Below are 23,227 nucleotides of genomic sequence, written 5' to 3'. Positions count from 1 at the left end.
CATGATGGATTTTATATTAGCTCAAAAAAATTCTTTTTTATAATGAAATAGCGTGTCTCGCCTCTGATGTTTATTGTTTCCGGGTGGCCAACCAGCACAGAATTGCTCCAGCCGTAACCATTGCCACACCCTGCCAAAAACCAAAAGACAAAGACGTACTCAGCAATAATGCTGCAAATAAAGCAGATAACACCGGAGTAAAATAGGAAGCACCCGCCATTAATGTCATGTTTCCAGAAATAATTCCAATATTCCAGGCACCATATCCCAAACCTAAAGCTCCGGCTGCCATAATCAAAGTGACGGTATTATCATAAGTAAAATTAAGCGCTGCTCCATTCATCAGGAAATATTTGATCCAGAGCACAACCGCAGCAAGGGCAAAGAATATCGTGACCAAGTTTTTACCTTGAGAGGTTTTTACGGTCACGGAACAATATGCAGCCCACAAAACCGCTGCAGCAAAAGCTAAACCATAACTAAGAGGATTAGCTTTCAAATTGCTCCATATTTGTAAGAGATCAAAGCCGGTATCTCCGCCTAAAACCCAACAAATCCCAACCAAGGCCAATAGGCAACCAGGAAGAATTAAGAGATTGGCTTTAACGTTGTTAAAAATGATTGCAAATAATAAGGTAAAAGTCGGCCATAGATAATTAATCATGCCGACTTCAATGGCTTGCCGACTATTTTGAGCATAACCAATAGAAAGGGCAAAACATAATTCATAAGCAACAAATAAAAGACTTCCCCACCATAAATAAGGCTTTGGAATAGTAGAAAGCTTGGGTAGACCGATGGTAAAAAATAAAATAATGGATGCCACACTGTAAATCAGGGCAGCACCTGCGACCGCTCCAAAACTCTCACTGACACTACGAATTAAGCCAACATTCGTACTCCAGAAGATGACCGCAGAAAGACCAATTAAAGTCGCGACATTTCGATTAAATACCGGTAGAGCGTTTAAGAGCATGGGCTATTTACTCAGAATCAAAGATATTCAGATATATGCTTTTGTAGTTTTAAAGATTAATTTTTCGACTTACTCAGATCATGCAATGAATCAGAATGATAGTAAATAATGCAGACTTAAATTTTAGATAAGAACTGTAACTTTCAGCTAAATTTATAGTTTTGTATGACTAAAATTGGCACAACATTTATTTTTTTAAATCGTCGCTTAGCTTTTAAGGAGAACTAAGATCTACAGCTTGGAGGTAAAAAAATCATTTGTTTATGGACGTTTTTTCCTCATAACTCCGCTATTTTATGGCTATCCAAACACCCAAAATGCCGTCTCTGTCAGCCAGTCATCTAGCTCAAATCACCATAATAAAAACGGAGCCTCAGCTCCGTTTTATTGATAACTATTCCATCCACTCAAGCCGAATTTTAATTATTTAAAATCAACCTTGTAGGGATGTAAGTCATATAGATTAATCGTTGGCGTATTAACGCACCACTCGGCTATGCGGCTCAGTGTGATGCACTGTTTTTCCTAATTTCGTACCGGTATAGATCAGGTACAATGCCGACAAACCAACCAGTACATAAACAATTCGAGAAAGCGCAGTCATATCACCAAAGATTGCAGCAACCAAATTAAAGTCGAATGCACCAATTAAACCCCAATTGATGCCACCAATAATTGTTAAAGCGTAAGCAATCCAGTCAATCGTATTTAGTCTCATAAGTCTTCTCCTGCTGTTCTTTAAGTTTATTTAAGGATCAGAGAAAGTATGAGAAGCAAAGCGCATTTAATATGTAGCTTTGATGCTAAAAACCGATTTTCTGTGTTGAATTCCTGTCAATTTTTAAGCTGCAAATTTTAACTGGGTGAGTTTTATTTGACTTGTTCGTGATAAATGTAATTGAAATCTTTTTTACTATCGTTGCGCAATCTCTCAAAAGATCTGGCTTCAAATCTATTAGAGCAGTCATAAAAAAAGCCGATCTAAGGATCGGCTTTTCATGTCTCTAAAATTAAGCAGCCTGTACTTTCGCCATTAATGCTTCAATGTCTTCTACCGTTTTCACGACTTTCGCGGTTAACACCAACGGGCCATTTGCAGTGGCCACGACATCATCTTCAATCCGGATGCCAATGCCACGCCATTTTGCATCCACAGTTTCATCATCAGGTGCAATATATACACCCGGCTCAACGGTGACCACCATGCCTTCTTCATACGGACGCCATTCACCATCGACCTTATACGCGCCAACATCATGCACATCCATACCAAGCCAGTGACCCGTGCCATGCATGTAGAACTGGCGGAAAGCTTCTTTTTCTATAATGTCGTCGATATCACCTTGCATCAAGCCAAGATCAAGCAGACCTTGCACCAGGATGCGCACAGCAACATTGTGCGGTTCTTTATAGGAGTTGCCAATTTGCACGGCATTGATCGCAGCGATTTGGGCATCCAGTACCACGTTATACAAGGCTTTCTGTTCCGGACTGAATTTACCATTCACTGGAAAGGTACGGGTAATATCTGAAGCATAAAGCTGATATTCAGCCGCGGCATCAATCAACACCAAATCACCATCTTTCAGCGCTTTATCATTTTCTACGTAGTGCAGGATGCAGGCATTTTCACCGCCACCGATAATACTGTTATAGGCCGGAACACCGCCATTCTTGCCGAAAATATAATTCAGCTCGGCTTCGAGTACATATTCCATCATGCCCGGACGTACTGCTCGCATCGCTTGAGTATGTGCATCTGCCGAAATATCTGAAGCAATTTGCATCAGTTCAATTTCATTGTCATCTTTATGCAGACGCATTTCGTCAATAATACGATCCAGCTGAATCACTTGAGCAGGTGCAGACGTACCACGCCGGCTTTCACCACTTGCAGTCGCAATCCATTTCGCTACACGTGCATCAAAATCCGCGTTGTGGCCAATGCGATAAAATAACTGGTCTTTATTTTGTAATTTTTCCAGAATTCCTTCATCTAGCAGATCAATCGGATAGGCTTCATCTGCATCATAATCCTGCATCGCCCCATCAATCCCTGCACGATAGCCATTCCAGATTTCCATTTCCCGGTTACGTTCCCGGCAGAATAAACTATAGCTATAGCCTTCTTCTTCAGTGTCAAAGGTTTCAATCACAGCCACAGCTTCAGGTTCTGAAAATCCGGTTAAATAGAAGAAACTACTGTCTGCACGGTATTTATAATCTGCATCACGGTTACGCATCGCCACCGGACTGGTCGCGATAATCGCAATACTGCGTAAACCAATTTCCCCTGCGAGAATACTGCGACGTTCCTGAAAATCAGCTTGTGTTAATTTCTTCATTACACCTTACTTCTTGTCAATTCATGCTTTTATTGAAATATTCTCTTGAAAACAGAACATATATTCTAATGAAACAGCAAAATATATGCCTGATTTCAAGCAGTGTGATGACATAGCTAACTATTTAGTTAGCTTGGACGTTTAGGCGAGAAAATTTCGACCACGCTTTGCGCCTCTGTAGCAGAAACCTGAGGCTGCACTTTTTGTGTCAATTGCTGCAAGAGTGGCGTTTCCTCAACCTCCACTTTCTTACGTCCCAAAGACAGGCTCACTGGAATCAGGCGCACAAATTCATACAATTCCTGATAGCTTTCTTCACCTTCGGCATCATCGTCTGAGTCTTCAAATTCAACCGCTGCAACATCTTGTAAATGTTCAATCAGTTCTACTTCGTCCTGACGAATATGACCAGAAGCCAGACCAAAACCTAACACCACGCCTGCGCACCAGTCCGCCAATGCCTGCACACGTTCTGAGAGCACATGCTCATCATCTGGAAGCAAAGGTAAATAATCCAGTTCATCTTCAGACAATGCATGGAAAACATCTTCAGCTTCGCCAGTCAACAGTTCTAATGCTTCGGCATCCAGTTCAGGCACATCCAGTGTTTCTAAAATCTGTAACCATTCTTCACTGCTCGGTGCCTGGGTGACACAAACAATCCCGGTCAGCAAACCATGCAGTTCACTCGGGCTAGAAATTTCCTCAATTGAAGAAAAATTGCGGTGCCATTCGGTCCAACCTGAAATATCGTCTTGCATTCGTTTATCCAATCTCTATACTGCTTATATATTACCTCTGTTTGCAACACTGTGCGACCTCGATATGTTAGAAGAATTACAGCGTCTACAAGTGCAGATTGGCGTGTTAAAAACGCGACTCGCACGGCTTGAAAGTGAGAATTCCAGTTTGCGCGAAGAGCAAGACTCTTCCATGGTGCAACATCAACAGCAAATTGAACAAAAGAACAGCGTGATTGCGCAAAAACAACAAGAAAATGAACACCTGACCGAACAGCTGACAGATTCTCGTGCCCAGTTTCAACTGCTCAATAATGATGCAACTGCACTGGCAGACCGTTATGGCCGTCTGGAAAAAAGCTGTACCGATCTGAAAAACCGTTTTCAGGAAATTCTGGCTGAACGAAATGAACTGCGGGTTTTGAAGGAAAAGATGCTGATCGAGCAGCGTCATGCCCAACAGGAAATTCAGCGCCTCAATCAGGAATCTGAGCGTTTAACCCAGAAAAATGAAAATGCCAAAGCCAAAGTTGAGGCGATTATTCAACGTCTGGCAATTCTCGGTACTGCGCAGGATCATCATGCACAAGAAATCCAACAACTGGCCCATCCGACTGAAGTGACTGAGGAAGCCTCATCATGAGTGAACAAATTGCAATTGATCTCAGAGTATTGGGGCATAGTTTCCGTCTGGCCTCTACTCCTGACAAGCAGGAAGAATTAGAGCGCGCGGCACAGTTATTGAATGATAAATACGATGAATTTCGTCGTAAAGCACCACGCATGGAACCCAGCAAGCTGATTATCATGGTGGCACTTGAGCTGATGCAGGAAGTCTTGAACATGAACAGATCACTGCAACAATATGCGCATTGCGAGCGTTTGTTACAAACCATTTTAGAAGAAGTTGAGGAACTAACAGAATAATCTCATATTCTGTTTAAACTTCGGCCATTTGGCTGAACTGTTTACAGTTCATGAACAGCATAGAGTTGCCACACCGACATTATCGTTTATAATTAACTTATCTCTGAGGTGTTCGCCAGCGGGTCTATATCCCTGCCGATACTTATATCTCCGGATGCGTTCTGCATATTTAGAGTGTATGCCTGCCTTCGTGCAGGAAACCCAGCAAGTATGCGTCGCGTCCACCTTGAACTCATCGGGTTCAGGGTAACGACATGCAGCGGCATCTTCGGAGTACTTTAGTTTTTATAATAATTTTAAAGATAAATTTCTCAAATTTTCGACGCTTCCTTTCAGTTTTTATTTCTATTTTATCTTTCTTCTTATCCAGTATGACTCAAGTTTGCTCATCTCATATAGCTATAGCCAGCAAGTGGAAAAATTGCTGCCAATCTTATTGCTTTATTGACAACCATAAACAGGCCTTGGCAATCCAATCACTGTCATGGCCAGCATATGTTGCTTAAATATTTTATTATTTCTATGATTTTCAATGTGCTGTTCCGGCTTAAGTATACAGCTCATACTCCTATAACTTATCGCGATCTGCTTATATAATAGACACTTTATGAAAATAGAATTTAATTAAAATATATCTTAATTACAGTCATTTAATTTTAACTCATAGTCCAGGCTAAAGTGATTTTCATATTTCTGTCACAATTTCTTTCTAATATCGCTGCCAAGTCAAATCAGGCTTGTTCTAAGATCGGTATTTATGACGTCGGCTGCAAAAAAAACTTACATAACTCTCATACCTATATCAACCGTGAACTTTCTTTGCTGGAATTTCATAAACGGGTGCTGGCACAGGCTAAAGATAGCTGCCATCCTTTACTGGAAAGATTGAATTTTTTAATCATCTTTTCGAGTAATTTAGATGAATTTTTTGAGATTCGAGTTGCAGGCTTAATGAAGCAGCTTGATCTAAAGCTGATTACCTCAGCACCAGATAGCATTCCCAATGAAGTGATTTTGCAGCAAATCTCAGACACAGCACATCATGCAGTCGAAGAACAATACAAGATATTAAATCAGACGCTATTACCGAAACTGAAAAACTACGGAATCCGCTTTATTCAGTTTAACGACATTCTGGAACGGCACCATGAATGGATTAAAAACTATTTTTTCAAACAAATTCAGCCAGTTGTAACCCCGATCAGTTTGGACCCTGCACATCCATTTCCACGTCTGGTCAATAAAAGTCTGAATTTTATCGTTTCATTAGAAGGCAAAGATGCTTTTGGCCGTCATATCGATCTCGCCATTGTGCCTGCGCCCCGATCTTTGCCGCGTGTGGTTCGCTTGCCAGAAGAACTATGCCCCAAAGGCGAGCAACATTACATTTTACTGTCGGCCATGATTCAATATCATGTCAACGATCTGTTTCCTGGAATGACCGCTACAGGTTGTTATCAATTTCGCGTGACAAGAAATGCAGATTTGACTTTAGCTGCAGATGTAGATGATCTGGCAATTGCCTTAAAGGATGAACTTTCATCTCGGCGCTTTGGTCGTGCCGTACGACTCGAAGTTGCTCAGAGCTGTCCGGAAAAACTGAATAACTATCTGTTGGAACAGTTTAATCTGACCCAGCAAGAACTGTATCGTATCAATGGACCGGTAAATTTGACCCGCTTCTTTACCAACTTCGATATTGCTGAATTACGCTTTAAACCCTTCCAGCCGGTCATTCCCAAAGCATTGCGCAATCAGAGTCTCATTTTTGATGTCTTAAAAAAAGGCGATGTGCTTTTGCATCATCCTTTTGATTCTTTTCAGCCTGTGATCAATCTGCTCAGGGAAGCGGCCAAGGATCCTGATGTTTTAGCAATTAAACAGACTTTATATCGAAGTGGCCCCGATTCTGAAATTGTCCAGGCACTGGTAGAAGCAGCGCGAAATGGTAAAGAAGTCACTGCAATCATTGAGTTGCGTGCACGTTTTGATGAAGAGTCCAACATTATCGTGGCCAATCTGTTACAGGAAGCAGGCGCTGTGGTGGTCTACGGCATTGTGGGCTATAAAACCCATGCAAAAATGATCCTGATTGTACGTAGAGAGGGAGAAAATCTGCGTCGATATGTACATCTGGGCACTGGCAACTATCATGCCGGCAATGCAAAAATGTATACAGATTACGGCCTTCTGACCACTGATAATGATATGGCAGAAGATGTACACAAGATTTTCCAGGAGCTCACCGGTATGGGCCGGATGGCGAAACTGAAAAAACTGTTTCATGCGCCATTTACCCTGCATGACCAGCTTTTGCACTATATTGAACAGGAAACCCAGTTTGCTCTTGCTGGTCAGACTGCGCGTATTATTATTAAGGTCAATGCCTTGACCGAGCCGCAACTGATTTCGGCTTTATATCAGGCCTCACAGGCCGGGGTGAAAATTGACCTGATTATTCGTTCAATTTGCTGCTTACGGCCGCAAGTTGAAGGACTGTCTGAAAATATTACGGTACGTTCTATAGTCGGGCGTTATCTGGAACATACCCGGGTTTATTATTTTCATCATAATGGTGCAGAAAAATTATATTGTGCCAGCGCCGACTGGATGGGCAGAAATTTATTTTCCCGAGTTGAAAGCTGCTTTCCTATCGAGGATAAAAAGATTAAGAAACAGATTATTCAAGATGGGCTGCTTAACTATTTAAAGGACAATACCCGTGCCTGGGAACTGGATAAAAACGACCAGTGGAGCTTAACCCGCCCGAAAGAAAATGAAGAAGTTTTTATGGCACAACAATATTTGACCGATCAACGGGAAAAGAATCTGATAAAGAAAGTTTAGCAACCTGGTCATTCTGCCTGATGAAGTGGTAGTCAATCATTAAGGCGGATTTCTGCACAAGTTCATCCAGAGATAGAATTAAAATCTAAAATTGAAGAAGTTTATTTAAACTGGGCTTCTTCAATACGCCACTCCTGTCTGATCGCTCACTATATAAATACACCTGGTACCCATCACCGCCACAGCACATCTATAGATATCTTTCATAAATCAAAAAATGATCGTTACACTCATATTTAATGAAGTTTGGAAGTTCCTTCTCCCTCTGGGATGAGAAGCATAGCTTCGCAAGAGGATGAGGGTAATTCTTAGAAACAACCTCTCCCTTGCGCAGCAGTGCTGCTCATCTCCTACAAGGAGAGGGAATTTCTTTTTAATGATTAAAAAATGATTTATGAAAGAACTCTTATAATTTCAAAAAATAAAAACTGTGCTGCTATTGTACCCTTCTGGCTTTTGGATCAAGATAAAATCAGGCTAAAAATTAGCCTCTCTCCTGTTCGATTCACACGTTGTTATTTTTAATCTGAGACTGATTTATGGATATTTTAAGCCACTTTTAAGCTTGCCGTTTTAGGCTAAATCATCTCAAAATCTTTGATTGATCCATGATGGCCAAGCTCTTCATAAAAAACTTATTTGCCCAATTCCGTATCAGCAAGCAAAAATCTATTTCTCTTCTATATTTCAACCTGTTATTGGCAATATGGCTGGGTTTGATCCTGAATTACAGCTTTTATGAAAAAATCCAGCAATTTACTCCCTATCAAAACCTGAAGTCCGGGCTGCTTTTGGTCGCTACAGCGCTGGTGATTATTGCTGCCTATAATCTGGTGATTCAATGCCTGAGCTGGAAATGGAATGCCAAATTCGTTGCGAGTTTGCTGATTATTATCGGCGGCTTGAGTGCCTATTTTGTCAACAGTCTGGGCGTCGTGATTACCCCCGATCAAATCCAGAATATGCTGCAAACAGATGTACGAGAAGTTCGAGATCTCTGGTCGATCCGCCTGCTGGTCTGGATGGCTGTTTTTGTAGTTTTGCCTTTATCGCTCATGCTGTTTTTAAAGATTGAAACAACCTCATTGGGACAGCAGCTCCTGCAAAAATCACTCAGTAGCATATTTTCCGCTTTGATCATCGTCAGTTTACTGTTTTGCTTCTATGTCGATTATGCGGCGATCTTTCGTGAACATCGTGATTTAAAAGGCATGATTTCACCTCAGAATACGATTGCCTCTAGCCTGTCTTATTATCGGGAAAAAGCCCCTCAACAAAATTTACCCCTGGTCCCTTTTGCTGAGGATGCGCATCGGATTCAACAGATTCAAGCAGGCCAGAAGCCGCGGGTCATGGTTCTGGTGGTCGGAGAAACCGCCCGTGCGGAAAGTTTTGCCCTGAATGGTTATGCGAAAAATACCAATCCTGAATTATCTCAACTCAATATTATTAACTTTTCCCAGGTCAGCTCTTGCGGCACGGCCACTGCGGTATCGGTTCCCTGCATGTTTTCTGGGATGCCACGAAAAAGTTATGATGAACAACTGGCCAGCCATCGCGAAGGCTTACTCGATATAGCCCAACGTGCAGGCTATCAAGTGACATGGATCGATAATAATTCTGGCTGTAAAGGTGCCTGTGACCGGGTACAGCAGTATCAGATTCCTGCCAGCTTGAAACAGAAATGGTGTGATGCCAGTGGTGAATGTCTGGATGAAATTCTGGTCGACAGCTTGCAGGACTATTTAAGCCGCCTTAAACCGGAGGATAACCAGTCGCATTTGATTGTATTACATCAGATGGGCAGTCACGGACCTGCCTATTTCAAACGCTCGACAGCAGCCTATCAGCCTTTCCAGCCGATGTGTAATAGCAATGCCATTCAGGGATGCAGCGCTACAGAATTACGCAACAGTTATGATAATTCGATTGTATATACGGATCATGTCCTGAGCCAGCTGATTAAAACCCTGCAACAGCAAAGCCACTACCAAACCGGCTTCTGGTATGTGTCCGATCATGGTGAATCCACAGGCGAGCATGGGCTGTATTTACATGGTGCACCTTATGCCATGGCACCGACCCAGCAAACCCATGTACCGATGCTGATGTGGTTTTCAAATGACTGGCAGCAGCAACAGGCCTCGCAACTTGCCTGTTTAAAAGCTCAGAAAAATTCTGCCTTGAGTCATGACCATCTGTTTCCCACTTTGTTAAGCCTGCTGGATATAAAAACCCGAGTGATTGACCCTAAAAATGATATGCTCGATCAATGTCCACCACTGACCCAAACTCGAGCCTAGCCATGCATAAAATACTCATTATTGAAGATGACTTTATGATTGCAGAGTCTACGCAAACGCTGCTAAAGCTGCATCAGTTTGAGGTGAGCTGGGTCAACAATGGTCTGGATGGATTAAAGCTGCTCCAGCAGACTCCCTGTGAGCTGGTACTGCTTGATCTGGGTTTGCCCAGAATGGATGGCATGCAAGTATTGAAAAATATCCGTCAAGCCTATCCGCATTTACCGGTCCTGATCATTTCGGCCCGTGATCAGTTACAAAATCGGGTCGATGGCTTGAATCAGGGTGCAGATGATTATTTGGTTAAACCTTACGAATTTGACGAACTGCTGGCGCGTATCCAGGCCTTATTAAGACGCAGTGGCCAACTTGCTGCTGCCCCTGAACCTTGTCAAATTTTGCATTACGGCGATTTAGTTCTAAATCTGGAGCAACACGCTGCCACATTTAAAGGACAGGCGCTGGATTTATCCAATCGCGAATGGGCCATTCTGACCCCCTTAGTGACACATCCCAATAAAATTTTTTCCAAGGCCAATCTGGAAGATAAATTGTATGATTTTGACAGTGAAGTGAGCAGCAATACAATTGAAGTTTATATTCATCATTTACGTGCCAAACTGGGCAAGGACTTTATTCGTACCATTCGCGGTCTCGGTTACCGTTTAGGACCGATTTAAATGCAAGCCAGCTATTCCCTGCAAAAACGCCTGATTCTGTATGTCTCTGCTTTTAGTATTATCCTTGGCTGCGTGTTGATTTTTGCGGCTTACCGGATTGCGCTGGAGGAAATTAATGAGATTCTGGATGCCCAGATGCAAAGTTTGGCAGAGCGTATTGCACAAAATCGGCCCCAGCCCGTACAAAGTCAGATCAATCTTGATCATCGCTATAGCGAAGAAGATTTGTTTGTAGATATCTGGGCCTATGCCGATAGCCAGCAACAGGCTCATCCGCAGGATCTACGGGTGAATGCTGTGCAAACACCCGGTTTTTATACCCAGCAGACTGAACATGGCATTTGGCATACCTATATTCTGCCCCAGCAGGATTTTCAGATTCAAATCAGCCAGCAAAAATCGGTACGCCAATATCTGGCTCTGGAGTTGGCAGCCAATATGTTTATTCCTTATGTGCTGTTTCTCCCCTTTGCTTTATGGGCATTGAGCTGGCTGATCCGACATAATTTCCGGCCTTTAAATGATTTTAGAACCGAATTGGCGAGTCGAAAAGCACAGCAACTCAGTCCGATTCAAAGCCAGCATTATCCTGTCGAACTCATGCCGACCATTCGAGAAATGAACCAGTTATTTGAGCGTATTTCTCTGGCACAACAGGAACAGCGCCAGTTTGTGGCCGATTCGGCACATGAATTAAGAACACCGCTTACTGCACTGAATTTACAACTGCAAATTTTACTGGAACAATTTCCACATAATGATGCGCTGAAAAATTTAAGTCAGGGTTTTTTGCGAATGCAGCATCTGGTCAATCAGCTGCTGAGTCTGGCCAAACAGGATGCCGTGCTGAGCGCTGCAGAACCGGTGCAGATCTTGTCTTTAAATCAGCTGACCATTCAGTGTATTGAGCAAGTGATTCAACTGGCAATTCAGAAAGATATTGATCTAGGCGTGGTTCAACAACAGGATCTGCTGATTCAGGGACACGAAGCAGCCCTGAATTCGATTATTTATAATTTAATCGATAATGCAATTAAATACACGCCTAGCCAAGGCATCATCAATGTTTCCATCTTCAAGCAACACGACCAGGCCATTTTACAAGTTGAAGACAGTGGCAGCGGCATAGAGCCAGCGCAATTTAACCAGATTCGCAAACGTTTTTACCGGATTCATCATCATGCTGAGATAGGCAGCGGTCTGGGTCTGTCGATTGTAGATAAAGCCGCAGAACGTTTAGGCGGACAACTGGAATTTTCCAGAAGTACCAGTTTGGGCGGCTTGTGTGTTCAGGTTAAATTTCCACTCTTTACGCTGGAATAGCGCCTTGCTTGGGGCAGCTTATGATAAAAAAGCGCATAGGCAATCACATTGAGACACCAGATGATCCAGCCGGTCCAAAGGTTATGACTGAAAAAATGTGCGCCGCGCATCATTTGTGCCCAGCCCATGGCCAGTCCTAAAATGCTGGCAGAAAACAGCAAAAAATAGGCACGAGGCTGGTTCGAGCCTCGATAAATAAAATAGCCGGCCATTAAGGCAAATCCACTTGAAGCATGGCCGCCAGGAAAACAGTGGCCCGCTGTGGCACTGAAATTCCAAGACATTCCCTGAGGACCTGCAATAGCCATATTCCATGGGCAGGCATGCGCAGATTGTGACTTTAAAATGCCAATCAGTACGGTCGAAATCACCACCATGCCAAAATAATAGCCAAATTCCCAGCGTCTGGTCTGCCATGCCTGAAACTTAAAGGAAGCCAGCCAGCCCAATAAAAATGATAGATAGACTAAAATTAAAATATTTTTAACATAACGATGATTCAGCTGTGCCAAGGCCCAGTGATTTTTCAGTGGGAAATGCCCAGTCAGATCAACAAAAGGAGCAATCAGCTTTAAATCGAGCCTGCCACCGATGCTGAAAAAACTGCAAAGTATTACCAAAGCTAATGCAAGGAGCAGGCTTTGCTTTAACAGAAACTGTGAACGATCTTGCATAATAAGCTGCTCAAGAGGAGACAGGATTGCGCATTAAATCAGAATAATGCCCCAGGTCAGCACAATCAGGGTTAATGCCACAAATTGAGCCGCGCTTCCCATATCTTTGGCATTTTTAGACAGTTCATGGCGTTCCAGCGAAATACGGTCTACTGTGGCTTCAATAGCAGAATTAATCAGTTCAATGATGAGTGCCAACAGACAGACTGCGATCAGCATCGCCTGTTCAACCCGGCTGACGGGTACAAAAAAACTGAGCGGAATTAAGATCATATTCAGCAATACAATTTGCCTGAATGCGGCTTCATTTTTAAAAGCCGATCTGAATCCTGAAAGTGAATAAGCAGTGGCTGCCAAAATCCGTTTCAGACCTGTTTTACCTTTATCAGCAGAATACAAACTCATTATCTTCAACCATTAAATACAGACCTAAAGCATAGTCAAGCCAGCTTAAAGAAAGATTAAAAATACTGTCATTCAGGTTAAATTCCTGTATTTCTATCTGAACAAACTGGTATTGCTGGAATCTTAATCAAGCATGGGTTTATTAAGCTATTTGATCTCGATCTAAAATATGCATGGCCCAGATGGCAGCAGGAATCCAGCCTAAAATCGAAACCTGCAACAAAAGACATACGATGGCTTCAAAGGGTTTATGAATGGTCATAAATAACGACCAGGGGAAAATAAATGCAATCACTAGCTTCATTTTAAAAATCCTCTCTTTCCAAGGGTTAAATGGATCGAGTAAAAAGGATAAAACGTAAAAATCACTTATATTTTGGATGACCTGCTGTTGTTGATTTTTAATCTCTGGCTCAGGTGGCACGCCGCTTTATGGGATATTTTCTGGCATGATCAAAACAATGGGTATTCATGAAGAATCACTCTAAACAATATTTTTAAAGCCTAATGCAGTGAGCTTAAATCAAGCTTAAAAATATATTGAATCATTTTCACGCACTGATATTTTCAAGCAAAATATTGACGTTTTAATGAAATACCCTTCACTTTCATCAGTGTTATGCAACAAGTTTTGAATCGAAGCTTAGAGCCTCAAGCTTCTTAGTGTAAAACTGATGGCGACTGGGCAGGTTTCAGCTCGGGAGACACACGCCAAATGGTATCACCCACATCATCCGCCACTAAAATGGCACCCGAGGAATCTATAACAACACCGACAGACCGCCCAAATGCTTCGCCCTGATCACTTAAAAAGCCAGTCAAGACATCTTGAGGCTGGGCTGAAGGCTGGCCATTTTGAAAGGGAACAAAAATCACTTTATAGCCACTATGCGGCTTGCGGTTCCATGAGCCATGCTGGCCAATCAGTGCACCATTTCGATAATGAGGCATTAGATCTGCTGTATAAAAACTTAAGCCCAATGATGCTGTATGATTACCCAAAGCATAGTCTGGTGGAATTGCCCGTGCCACCCGTGCAGGGTTTTGCGGCTTGACCCGTGTATCTACATGTTGGCCATAATAACTATAGGGCCAGCCATAAAAAGCACCGTCTTTAACCGAGGTGAGATAATCTGGAACCAGATCATTGCCGAGCTCATCACGCTCATTGACTACCGTCCAGAGTTTGCCACTCTGTGGTTGCCAGTCCATACCATTCGGATTACGAAGTCCGGTTGCAAAAGGTCGTGCTTGAGTATTGGCCAGGTCAAATTCCATGATCAGTGCCCGACCTTCTTCTTGATCCAAGCCATTTTCAGCTACGTTACTGTTGGAACCTACCGTAATATAGAGTTTGCTGCCCGTAGGATTGGCAATGACATTTTTGGTCCAGTGATGGTTTAAACGACCCGCCGGTAAATCCAGTACTTTGGTGCCGGTTGCAGTAATTTGAGTAGCACCTGCTTGATAAGGAAAGCGCATCAGGGCATCTGTATTGGCCACATACAACATATTGCCGACCAGTACCATGCCAAATGGAGAGTTGAGATTCTGTAAAAATACAGTTTTTTGTTCAGCGACTCCATCACCATTATTGTCACGAAGCAGACTAATGCGGTTAGCACTCGGATGCGATGAGCCGGCTCGCTGCATTACCCATTTCATGATTTTGCCTTTAATTCCTTTGCTATCATCAGGCTTGGGTGGTGCATCAGTTTCGGCCACCAGCACATCACCATTTGGCAATACATAGATCCAGCGCGGATGCTGCAACCCTTTGGCAAATGCCTGAACTTTTAAACCTGTAGCGGGAGTGGGCATTTTACCCTCAGGCCAACCTTTGGCAGGTGCAATATTGACTGTAGGCAGCAAGCTGGATTTTGGTTTGGATAACTGTGGCTGGGAACCATAACTGTCAGCAATTGGCGACTTGGATGGCATAGTACAAGCCGTCATCGCCAGCAGAAGTGCCAAGCCTGCACCAGGCAAAAAAAAGTGAACCGGCTGAATAGGCATTTTTATCTCTTGTTATTTTTTATCGTCATCGAATTACTTTAAAAAACAATTGGAGATGCTACTAGTGGCTTGATGTTTTTTCTGGTTATGAATTGGTTATCAATTTTGAAGTAGATTTGTTTTTTTGTCGTAGCAGCATGATGCACAAGAGCTAAAAGAATTCTGATCAGCCATTCGATTCAGGGATTGTTGTAGTTCATCCAAGCAAAGCTCTGTTTTAAGGTTTCAGATACTGTTCAAAAGAAAAGCCCATCTTTTGATGAGCTTCTACGTGCAGATTAGACCTGAATGATCCTAAACCTAGAGAATCTATGAATAAGAGAGTCGGATATTCGTCTGAAATACTTCAAAAAACAATTAAGGGAAGTCCTCCAAACAGCTGGGTAAGATTGTGCTACACAGCCAGATCCACTGGAATGAAAGATAAGATCCGTGGCTCTCAACCACGAAATGCCGCTTCAATCGCGGAGATGTCAATTTTCTTCATGGTCATCATTGCATCAAAGGCGCGTTTGGCGGCGGCACGGTCAGAACTGGTCACTGCCTGAATAAGCACAATTGGCGTAATCTGCCAGGAAATGCCCCACTTGTCTTTACACCAGCCACACTCGCTTTCCTGACCGCCATTGCCAACAATTGCATTCCAGTATCGGTCGGTTTCTTCCTGATCTTCAGTTGCCACCTGAAATGAGAATGCTTCGTTATGCTGGAATGCCGGGCCACCATTTAGTCCAATGCAGCTAATACCCAGCACCCTAAAGTCAACGGTGATGACATCGCCTTCTTTTCCAGAAGGATAGTCTCCGGGTGCAAGGTTGATCGCGCCAATTGAGGAGTCAGGAAATGTCTCGGCATAAAATCGTGCAGCAGCTTCAGCGTCGTTATCATACCAGAGGCAGATGGTGTTCTTCGCAATATTCATCATGTTCAATCTCCATTGATTTAGGTCTTACGCGCTCTGCCTAGGCACAATGTGTTAGATCTATTGGGTTAATCAGAGATCTGATCCCTTATCTTTAATTCACTCAAAAACACAAAAAATCGATTTTAGATTTGTACCTTTATTAATCAAAATCTGTTTCATGATCATCAAAATGATGACTTAAAAACGCATGCTTCACAGAAAATAAAAAAATTATGACATTTTAAGCAGCCAATAATTCAATGCCTTTAATTGACCAATTTTAATCAAGTTTTTAGAAATGAGATTCATTATGAAATTTGCTGAACTTAACCAAGTTGCTACCTCGTCATATGAGAATCAAGATCACAATTATTTTTTACTTTTCCCGAATTCCCACTTAGACTAGAGCACACTTTTGTCAGATCTGCTTTTGCCCTATGACCATTCAAGAATTAAGAAGATACCTGCGTAAAACACGTCGTCATCTTTCTAAATTTGAGCAAAGGCAAGCTGCACAAAAAGTTTTAAATCGCCTTATACGTAGCCCGCAATTTATTCATGCCAAGCACATCGGCATTTATCTGCATGCTTTTGGTGAGATTCATACCCACACCATTATTGAACGCTGCTTTAAACTGGGCAAACAGGTCTATCTGCCTGCGATTTGCGACATGAATCAACAGCTGGTCTGGATCCGAATCAGCCAGCATCAATATCGCAACAAGCGCTTTGCCTATCATCGGCTGGGAATGCGGGAGCCCATGACGACACGTGGTACTCATGTTTCTAAGCTGGATTTATTGATCATGCCGCTGCTGGCCTGTGATCATTCAGGGACACGCATTGGGATGGGTGGCGGTTTTTATGATCGAACCCTGGCTTCTGCGCCCGGGCTTCCATTCCGTCTGGGACTGGCGCATGACTTTCAACTGCTTAGCCAGTCCTTAAAACGGGAAAAATGGGATCAACCCTTGGATGCTCTTATTACCCCGACAGTTTTTTTAGCTTTCAAACGCTAATTTTTCAATTTCCCTGTTGTGAACTACTTTAAAATCACATAATTAGTCATTTTTCATACAATTTAATCTTAACGCCCCTTGTATTTTTTAAATTACCCATCACTATTAAAACATGGCAACACCGTTGTCACTCATTAGGAGTGCTCATGTCTGAAATTATTATGAATCAAGAAACCTTAGAGCCTCAGGTTCCAAGTGTACTACCCCTTTTGGCGCTGCGTGATGTGGTGGTTTATCCGCATATGCAAATTGCGCTGTTTGTCGGTCGTGAAAAATCGATCAATGCAGTTGATGTGGCTCGTAACAGTGACAATCTAGTATTTGTAGTTGCGCAAAAAGATTCGCTTACAGAAGAAATTGATCACGACAATTTATATCAATACGGTACTGTCGCGAAGATTGTGCAAGTTGTGAATCACGAAAATGATGAAAACTGTATCAAAGTCCTGATTGAAGGACTGCACCGTGCCAAACTGAAAACCATCATTGACGAAAATGAGTATCTGACAGCAGAACATGAACTCAGCCCAATGACCGTTACGGTGGATGAAGACACTCAAGCCGTGCGCTTGCAAGAATTACGTGCGCTTTTTGCTCAATATGCAGAAGCGAAACTTCGTAATGCGCGTGAACTGATTACCGCAGCCAACAAAATTGAAGACCTGTTACAGTTATTATTCTTCGTGGCGACCCGTGTTCCATTGAATATTGATGTCAAACAAAAATTCCTGGAACATGATGAATTCGAAGCGCATTTAACTGAGCTGATGACTTATCTATTGCAACAATCTGAAGAACAGCAGATTGAGCAAACCCTGCATGACTCTGTTAAACGTCAGATGGAAAAGAACCAGCGCGAATACTTCCTGAATGAAAAAATGAAAGTCATTCAGCGCGAGCTTTCCGACATGAACGGCGGCGCGGAAGATGATGTCGCTGAAATTGAAAAACGTCTTGCTGAAGCAGATCTGCCTGAGCATGTACGCAAGAAAGCTGAAAACGAATTCCGTAAACTCAAAGCGATGCAGCCTGCCTCAAGTGAAGCAGCAGTTGTTCGCAACTATCTGGAAGTGATTCTGGATACACCGTGGAATAAAGCCAGCAAAGTCAGCATTAACCTGAACAAAGCACAGGAAATTCTGGATGCAGACCACTATGGTCTGGACGATGTCAAAGATCGTATTGTGGAATATCTTGCGGTTCAGTCGCGTGTGAAAAAATTGCGTGGCCCAATTCTATGTTTAGTCGGTCCTCCGGGTGTTGGTAAAACCTCACTGGGTGAGTCGATTGCTAAAGCAACTGGTCGTGAATTTGTGCGTATGGCGCTGGGTGGTGTACGTGACGAAGCCGAGATTCGTGGTCATCGTCGTACCTATATCGGTGCGATGCCAGGTAAAATCGTGCAGTCATTGACTAAAGTTGGGGTGAAAAACCCGTTGTTCCTGCTCGATGAAATCGACAAGATGGCGCAAGATTACCGTGGTGATCCGGCGTCTGCGATGCTCGAAGTCCTCGATCCATCACAGAACAACAAGTTCAGTGATCACTACCTGGATCTAGATCTGGATCTGTCTGAAGTAATGTTTATCTGTACCGCAAACAGCATGAACATTCCTGAAGCCTTGCTGGATCGTATGGAAGTGATCCGTCTTCCGGGTTATACCGAAGAAGAAAAAGTCAATATTGCAGATCGTTATCTGGTACCAAAAGCCATTAAAAATAATGGCCTGCGTGCTAAAGAGTTAACTGTGCATGAAGAAGCGATTCGTGACATCGTGCGCCGTTATACCCGTGAAGCCGGTGTACGTAGCCTTGAGCGTGAAGTATCCAAAATTGCACGTAAAGTGGTCAAAGAAGCGGTGAGCAAAAAAGCCAAAAACCTTCAGATTGAAGTGACAGCAGGCAATCTTCCAGATTACTTGGGCGCACATAAATTTGACTATGGTATGGCGGAAGAAGAAGCACAAATCGGCCGTGTCAATGGTCTGGCCTGGACTTCGGTGGGTGGCGAATTGCTGACCATTGAGGTTGCAGCCGTTCCAGGTAAAGGCAAGTTCATTACCACCGGTTCTCTTGGCGATGTCATGAAAGAATCAATTACCGCTGCCATGACTGTGGTGCGTACCCGTGCAGATGAGCTTGGCATCGAAGCGTCCCGCTTTGAAGAAACCGATGTGCACGTGCATTTACCGGAAGGTGCGACACCGAAAGATGGTCCATCCGCAGGTTTGGCATTGACCACTGCATTGGTATCTGCATTTACCGGGATTCCGATTCGTCCGGATATCGCGATGACAGGTGAAACCAGTCTGGGTGGTCGTGCATTACGTATTGGCGGTTTGAAAGAGAAACTTCTTGCAGCCCATCGTGGTGGCATCAAGCTGGTCTTCATTCCACAGGAAAACGTACGTGATTTGGCGGAAATTCCTGAAAATGTAAAAGATGGTTTAGAGATTAAAGCCGTGAAATCGATTGATGAGATTTTACCGCTGGCCCTCATCTCTTTGCCAAAAGCCTTGGTGAAAGCACCGATTGTAAAAACCAAAGAAGAAGCGAAAGCAGCCCGTCATTAAGATGAGCTGATTTGCCAAAACCCTGCTCCGGCAGGGTTTTTTATTGTGTAAAGAAATTGATTAAGGTTGCAAGGCCATCTCTACCAGCCCATCAATCACATAGGTCATCTTTTTCAGATCCAGTTTATCCAAGGTGTCCAGCTCAGTATTATAATAAGGGTTACGATAATGCGCCGTATCGGTAATTAACATGGTCGAATAATTGAATTTGGCATAATTCAGATAACCAGAAAAATTCATATCCTGAGCAAAAGTTGGACTGATAAAACGTTGACATTCCAGACGGTTAAGACTTTGCATGGCAGTACAATAATCTCCGGTCATGCCAGTCGAGGTCAAATGACCAATCGCGGCAATAAAGTTCCCATGATCTGGATAAATCCATTTCAACCCCACCGGATAAGTCTGCACCAGATTTTCATCAAAATAGCCAATTGAATCCAGAATCACCACACCTTTCAGCTTCTGCTTTTTTTTCTTGAGCGACTTGGCATGAATATAGCTGCCCATATGTTCTGTCTTGAAAAAAGGCGGCTCTTCCAAGGTATAAAAAGCAAATTCGATCTCATGTTTGAGCTTGGATTTTTGCAAGGCCAATAATCTTGCGGTTTCCAGTAAACCTGCCACTCCCGAGGCATTATTGTCAGCACCATATCGATCACTAAAGACATCATAATGCGTGCCCATGACCATTTTGGTTTTGGCCTGAGCATTTAAATGGCAAATGACATTTCGATAGCTTAGGCTATTGACCACATAGACCTGAAACTGACAGGGAATGCCAAAACGCTGCATCTGTCCTTTAATCCATGCAGACACTCGGTTCAGTTCTTTAACATTCTTGTAATTTCGAAATTCATCGACACTCATGATCTGGCTGAAAAACAATTCCAGATGAGGTATCTGGGCACGTGTGTTGCTATTGGCGGCACTGAGACTTGAGCCGATTAGACCGATGACCAACAGCAGCCAAGTACAACATCCTTTTATGATGACCTTAGTCCGCATTTATTATTATCCATTCCTTTATCAAGCGGAGACTTGAACTCAGGACATTAAAGCAGCACTAAATCCTTCATTTCAATTTCAATTTGTTTCCTGACTCAACTTCGTGTTGTTTGATCGTTATAATGAAGTATCCAATTATTGATCTGTCTGTATGAAAATCCGTATCCTGACCATTGGTCAAAAAATGCCAGCATGGGTGCTGACTGGTTTTGAAGACTATTTCAAGCGTATTCAGCCCTTTGTACAGACCCAGATTATTGAACTGCCCATGGCCAAGCGCGGCAAAAATGATTCTGAAGCGGATATCCTGAAATATCGAAATATTGAGGGTGACAGCATTTTAAATGCACTCAAGCAGAACGAAATCCTGATCGCGCTAGAAGTGGGTGGACGTGAGTTCAGTACCGAAAAACTGGCTGAAACCATGAAAGGCTGGATGCTGGAAGGCAATGATGTGGTACTGGCGATTGGCGGGCCAGATGGTCATTCGGAAGCAGTACGTAAAGCTGCTGCATGGCATTGGTCCCTGTCTAAGCTCACACTCCCCCATCCCATGGTTCGGGTGATGCTGATTGAACAACTGTACCGTGCAATGACCATTAACCATAATCATCCCTACCATCGTGCAGGTTAATGACGTTGCTGAAGCGTTCTGTTTATGCAACGTTTTGTTGAATAATTCCTCCTGCTTTTTTCGCTATTTTTAATGCATTATTGAGACATCTTCTAGATGTGGTTTGACTTATGAACTTACAAACGTTGCCCGGCTTATTTATTTCTCATGGCTCTCCTATGCTGGCGCTGAATCCTGAGCAAGTGGGTCCTGCCTTGCATCGTTTAAGCGAAAACCTGCCACGCCCGGAAGCGATTATTATCATGTCAGCGCACTGGGAAAGTGAGGCACTGGAAGTCAGTAGCGGTATTCGACCAGAGACTTGGCATGATTTCCGTGGTTTCCCGCCAGAGCTGTATCAATTACGCTATCCTGCACCGGGAAATCCTGAACTGGCCGAGCAGATCTTGGGTTTGCTGGCCAATGCCGGTTTTGCCGCACATGCCAATAGTACTCGTCCACGTGATCATGGCGTATGGATGCCGCTGCTGCATATGTATCCGGATGCGGATATTCCAGTGGTTGAAATTTCATTGCCCATGTCGATGAGTGCCGATGAAATCTATAAAATTGGTCAAAGTCTGGCACCGCTACGTGAGCAGCAAATCCTGCTGATTGGTTCAGGCAGTATCACGCATAACCTACGTGAACTGTCTTGGGATGGAACGGCGGCTGATGTACCGGTATGGGCATCAGATTTCCGCAATTTTGTCGTCCATAAACTGGCCCATAGCGATTATGATGCGATACTGGACTGGTCCAATATTCCACACATGGCGCGTAATCATCCAACACTGGAGCATTTTGCCCCGATCTTCTTTGCGATGGGGACCGGAAGCCGTTTTAGTCTGGTACATAGCAGTTTTAGCATGGGTTCTCTGGGCATGGATGTCTACCGCTTCGATTAATCTTGATTGAAAACTCAAAATTTTAACTTTTAAATTTGGATACATTTTGCAACCAAAATCTGCGATATGTATCCATATCTTTTAGAAATGCATCCGTTATCATTTCAATTCTTTGTTCTTTATTATAAATCCATGAAATTAAAATTTATTGTACTGGCATTATTACCTTTAACTTTTGCAGCCTGTCAGTCTGGTGATATTCAGCAGGCTGGAGATCGTACAGTGGCCACCCTACAACAAAAAAGTGCAAATCAGCTTCTTTCTACCTACCACTGGCAACTAGATCGCGGGCTGGAACGACCAATCGTGCTCAGTTTCGATGCTCAAGGCCGCCTGAGCGCCGTGACGGGCTGCAATGGACTCAGTACAAACTGGTCAGTGAAAGATAATATTATCAGCACCAGCGAAGTCATAGGAACCGAAATGGCCTGCGATACCGCACTGATGCAACAGGAACGCTTTGTCAGCCAGCTTTTACAAAAACGTGCAATTCCTTTTGCGCTCAATACCACGAACCTTGACCAGCCGACCCTAACGCTTTCCGCTGCCGATGGTCAAAAATATGAATTTACCGGGAAAATGACTCCGGAAACCAGATATCAGGGGCAAGCTGAAACAATTTTTCTGGAAATTTCCCCAGATACCAAATCATGTACCGGTGTGGCTCAGCAAAGCTGCTTGCAAGTCAAACAGGTTAAATATGATCAAAACGGTCTGAAGACCCAGGTCGATAAGGACTGGACATTATTCTATGACCAGATTGAAGGTTTTCAGCATTCACCGAATGAACGCCAGATTATTCGGCTAAAACGTTTTGAAATTAAGAACCCTGCGGCAGATCAATCTAAATATGCTTATATTTATGACATGGCAGTCGAGCGCGAAGCCGTGAAAGGTTCATTATAAAATATCTATCCATAAAAAAACCGAGGCTATGGCCTCGGTTTTTTTAAAGCGACACTCAAT

General features: G+C 43.2%; 21 protein-coding genes and 1 other RNA gene. 12 read left to right on the top strand and 10 right to left on the bottom strand.

From position 1 onward, the window contains the following. Positions 1-70: 70 nt before the first annotated feature. The 4 genes from yddG to FTU95_RS00865 all read right to left on the bottom strand — a co-directional run bounded on the left by yddG (position 71) and on the right by FTU95_RS00865 (position 4,082). Positions 71-976 carry an aromatic amino acid DMT transporter YddG gene (yddG, locus tag FTU95_RS00880; RefSeq protein ID WP_074383056.1) on the bottom strand — a complete coding sequence of 302 codons (906 nt, stop codon included), beginning with the start codon at positions 974-976 and terminating at the stop codon, positions 71-73. A 478-nt stretch (positions 977-1,454) separates the two neighbouring features. Then, a complete protein-coding gene (locus tag FTU95_RS00875; protein WP_005096354.1) occupies positions 1,455-1,694 on the bottom strand; it encodes a DUF378 domain-containing protein in 240 nt (79 codons plus the stop codon). Positions 1,695-1,986: 292 nt separating this feature from the next. After that, a complete protein-coding gene (pepP, locus tag FTU95_RS00870; RefSeq protein ID WP_180077239.1) occupies positions 1,987-3,321 on the bottom strand; it encodes a Xaa-Pro aminopeptidase in 1,335 nt (444 codons plus the stop codon). 128 nt (positions 3,322-3,449) lie between these two features. Continuing rightward, complete coding sequence (locus FTU95_RS00865; RefSeq protein WP_005096352.1) at positions 3,450-4,082, bottom strand: UPF0149 family protein; 633 nt, start codon at positions 4,080-4,082, stop codon at positions 3,450-3,452. Between the two features lie 64 nt (positions 4,083-4,146). On the opposite strand from FTU95_RS00865, the gene FTU95_RS00860 reads away from it, so the two are divergent. The 7 genes from FTU95_RS00860 to FTU95_RS00830 all read left to right on the top strand — a co-directional run bounded on the left by FTU95_RS00860 (position 4,147) and on the right by FTU95_RS00830 (position 12,141). After that, entirely contained in the window at positions 4,147-4,704 is a 558-nt protein-coding gene (locus tag FTU95_RS00860) for a hypothetical protein (protein ID WP_100328787.1), read from the top strand. Next, the gene (locus tag FTU95_RS00855) at positions 4,701-4,988 is read left to right on the top strand and encodes a cell division protein ZapA (RefSeq protein WP_004279505.1); all 288 of its coding nucleotides are present in this window, start codon (positions 4,701-4,703) and stop codon (positions 4,986-4,988) included. The genes FTU95_RS00860 and FTU95_RS00855 overlap by 4 nt, the downstream gene beginning before the upstream one ends. Before the next feature lie 97 nt (positions 4,989-5,085). Then, positions 5,086-5,266: non-coding RNA, 6S RNA (ssrS, locus tag FTU95_RS00850), on the top strand. 469 nt (positions 5,267-5,735) lie between these two features. Beyond that, complete coding sequence (gene ppk1, locus FTU95_RS00845) at positions 5,736-7,835, top strand: polyphosphate kinase 1 (protein WP_180077461.1); 2,100 nt, start codon at positions 5,736-5,738, stop codon at positions 7,833-7,835. Between the two features lie 611 nt (positions 7,836-8,446). Further along, positions 8,447-10,138 carry a phosphoethanolamine transferase gene (locus tag FTU95_RS00840; protein ID WP_035337408.1) on the top strand — a complete coding sequence of 564 codons (1,692 nt, stop codon included), beginning with the start codon at positions 8,447-8,449 and terminating at the stop codon, positions 10,136-10,138. Between the two features lie 2 nt (positions 10,139-10,140). Beyond that, positions 10,141-10,818 (top strand): DNA-binding response regulator PmrA, encoded by a 678-nt coding sequence (locus FTU95_RS00835; protein WP_005093611.1) that lies wholly within the window; start codon positions 10,141-10,143, stop codon positions 10,816-10,818. Beyond that, positions 10,819-12,141: an ATP-binding protein gene (locus FTU95_RS00830; RefSeq protein WP_005093613.1), complete on the top strand. Its 1,323-nt coding sequence runs from the start codon at positions 10,819-10,821 to the stop codon at positions 12,139-12,141. On the opposite strand, the gene FTU95_RS00825 is transcribed toward FTU95_RS00830, so the two are convergent. The 5 genes from FTU95_RS00825 to FTU95_RS00805 all read right to left on the bottom strand — a co-directional run bounded on the left by FTU95_RS00825 (position 12,108) and on the right by FTU95_RS00805 (position 16,158). Further along, positions 12,108-12,818, bottom strand: a complete 711-nt coding sequence (locus FTU95_RS00825; RefSeq protein ID WP_180077459.1) for a phosphatase PAP2 family protein — start codon at positions 12,816-12,818, stop codon at positions 12,108-12,110. The genes FTU95_RS00830 and FTU95_RS00825 overlap by 34 nt on opposite strands. 30 nt (positions 12,819-12,848) lie before the next feature. After that, positions 12,849-13,220 (bottom strand): diacylglycerol kinase, encoded by a 372-nt coding sequence (locus FTU95_RS00820; protein WP_005093618.1) that lies wholly within the window; start codon positions 13,218-13,220, stop codon positions 12,849-12,851. Positions 13,221-13,362: 142 nt separating this feature from the next. Further along, positions 13,363-13,524: a YqaE/Pmp3 family membrane protein gene (locus tag FTU95_RS00815; protein ID WP_180077457.1), complete on the bottom strand. Its 162-nt coding sequence runs from the start codon at positions 13,522-13,524 to the stop codon at positions 13,363-13,365. A 356-nt stretch (positions 13,525-13,880) separates the two neighbouring features. Then, positions 13,881-15,176 carry a sorbosone dehydrogenase family protein gene (locus FTU95_RS00810; protein WP_257220088.1) on the bottom strand — a complete coding sequence of 432 codons (1,296 nt, stop codon included), beginning with the start codon at positions 15,174-15,176 and terminating at the stop codon, positions 13,881-13,883. 499 nt (positions 15,177-15,675) lie between these two features. Beyond that, a complete protein-coding gene (locus tag FTU95_RS00805) occupies positions 15,676-16,158 on the bottom strand; it encodes a VOC family protein (protein WP_171063357.1) in 483 nt (160 codons plus the stop codon). Positions 16,159-16,577: 419 nt separating this feature from the next. Between FTU95_RS00805 and FTU95_RS00800 the strand changes: the two genes are divergently transcribed. Both FTU95_RS00800 and lon read left to right on the top strand, forming a co-directional pair. Beyond that, entirely contained in the window at positions 16,578-17,159 is a 582-nt protein-coding gene (locus tag FTU95_RS00800; protein WP_005171883.1) for a 5-formyltetrahydrofolate cyclo-ligase, read from the top strand. Between the two features lie 146 nt (positions 17,160-17,305). After that, positions 17,306-19,732 (top strand): endopeptidase La, encoded by a 2,427-nt coding sequence (lon, locus tag FTU95_RS00795; protein ID WP_100328791.1) that lies wholly within the window; start codon positions 17,306-17,308, stop codon positions 19,730-19,732. Between the two features lie 60 nt (positions 19,733-19,792). Here lon and FTU95_RS00790 read toward each other — a convergent pair whose 3' ends face one another. Then, on the bottom strand, positions 19,793-20,740 hold the full coding sequence (locus FTU95_RS00790) for a M28 family peptidase (RefSeq protein WP_180077235.1): 948 nt from the start codon (positions 20,738-20,740) through the stop codon (positions 19,793-19,795). Between the two features lie 151 nt (positions 20,741-20,891). On the opposite strand from FTU95_RS00790, the gene rlmH reads away from it, so the two are divergent. The 3 genes from rlmH to FTU95_RS00775 all read left to right on the top strand — a co-directional run bounded on the left by rlmH (position 20,892) and on the right by FTU95_RS00775 (position 23,167). Then, a complete protein-coding gene (rlmH, locus tag FTU95_RS00785; protein ID WP_005096341.1) occupies positions 20,892-21,374 on the top strand; it encodes a 23S rRNA (pseudouridine(1915)-N(3))-methyltransferase RlmH in 483 nt (160 codons plus the stop codon). Between the two features lie 110 nt (positions 21,375-21,484). Further along, positions 21,485-22,261: a class III extradiol ring-cleavage dioxygenase gene (locus FTU95_RS00780; protein ID WP_005096339.1), complete on the top strand. Its 777-nt coding sequence runs from the start codon at positions 21,485-21,487 to the stop codon at positions 22,259-22,261. A 132-nt stretch (positions 22,262-22,393) separates the two neighbouring features. Continuing rightward, positions 22,394-23,167: an META and DUF4377 domain-containing protein gene (locus FTU95_RS00775; protein ID WP_218944588.1), complete on the top strand. Its 774-nt coding sequence runs from the start codon at positions 22,394-22,396 to the stop codon at positions 23,165-23,167. Positions 23,168-23,227 lie beyond the last annotated feature (60 nt).

It is taken from the genome of Acinetobacter sp. YH12208 (genome assembly GCF_013418055.1).
GTDB classification, from domain to species: Bacteria; Pseudomonadota; Gammaproteobacteria; order Pseudomonadales; family Moraxellaceae; genus Acinetobacter; species Acinetobacter pseudolwoffii.
The sequence above is the reverse complement of the archived record's forward strand: the minus strand, read 5'-3'. Positions and strand labels throughout refer to the sequence as shown.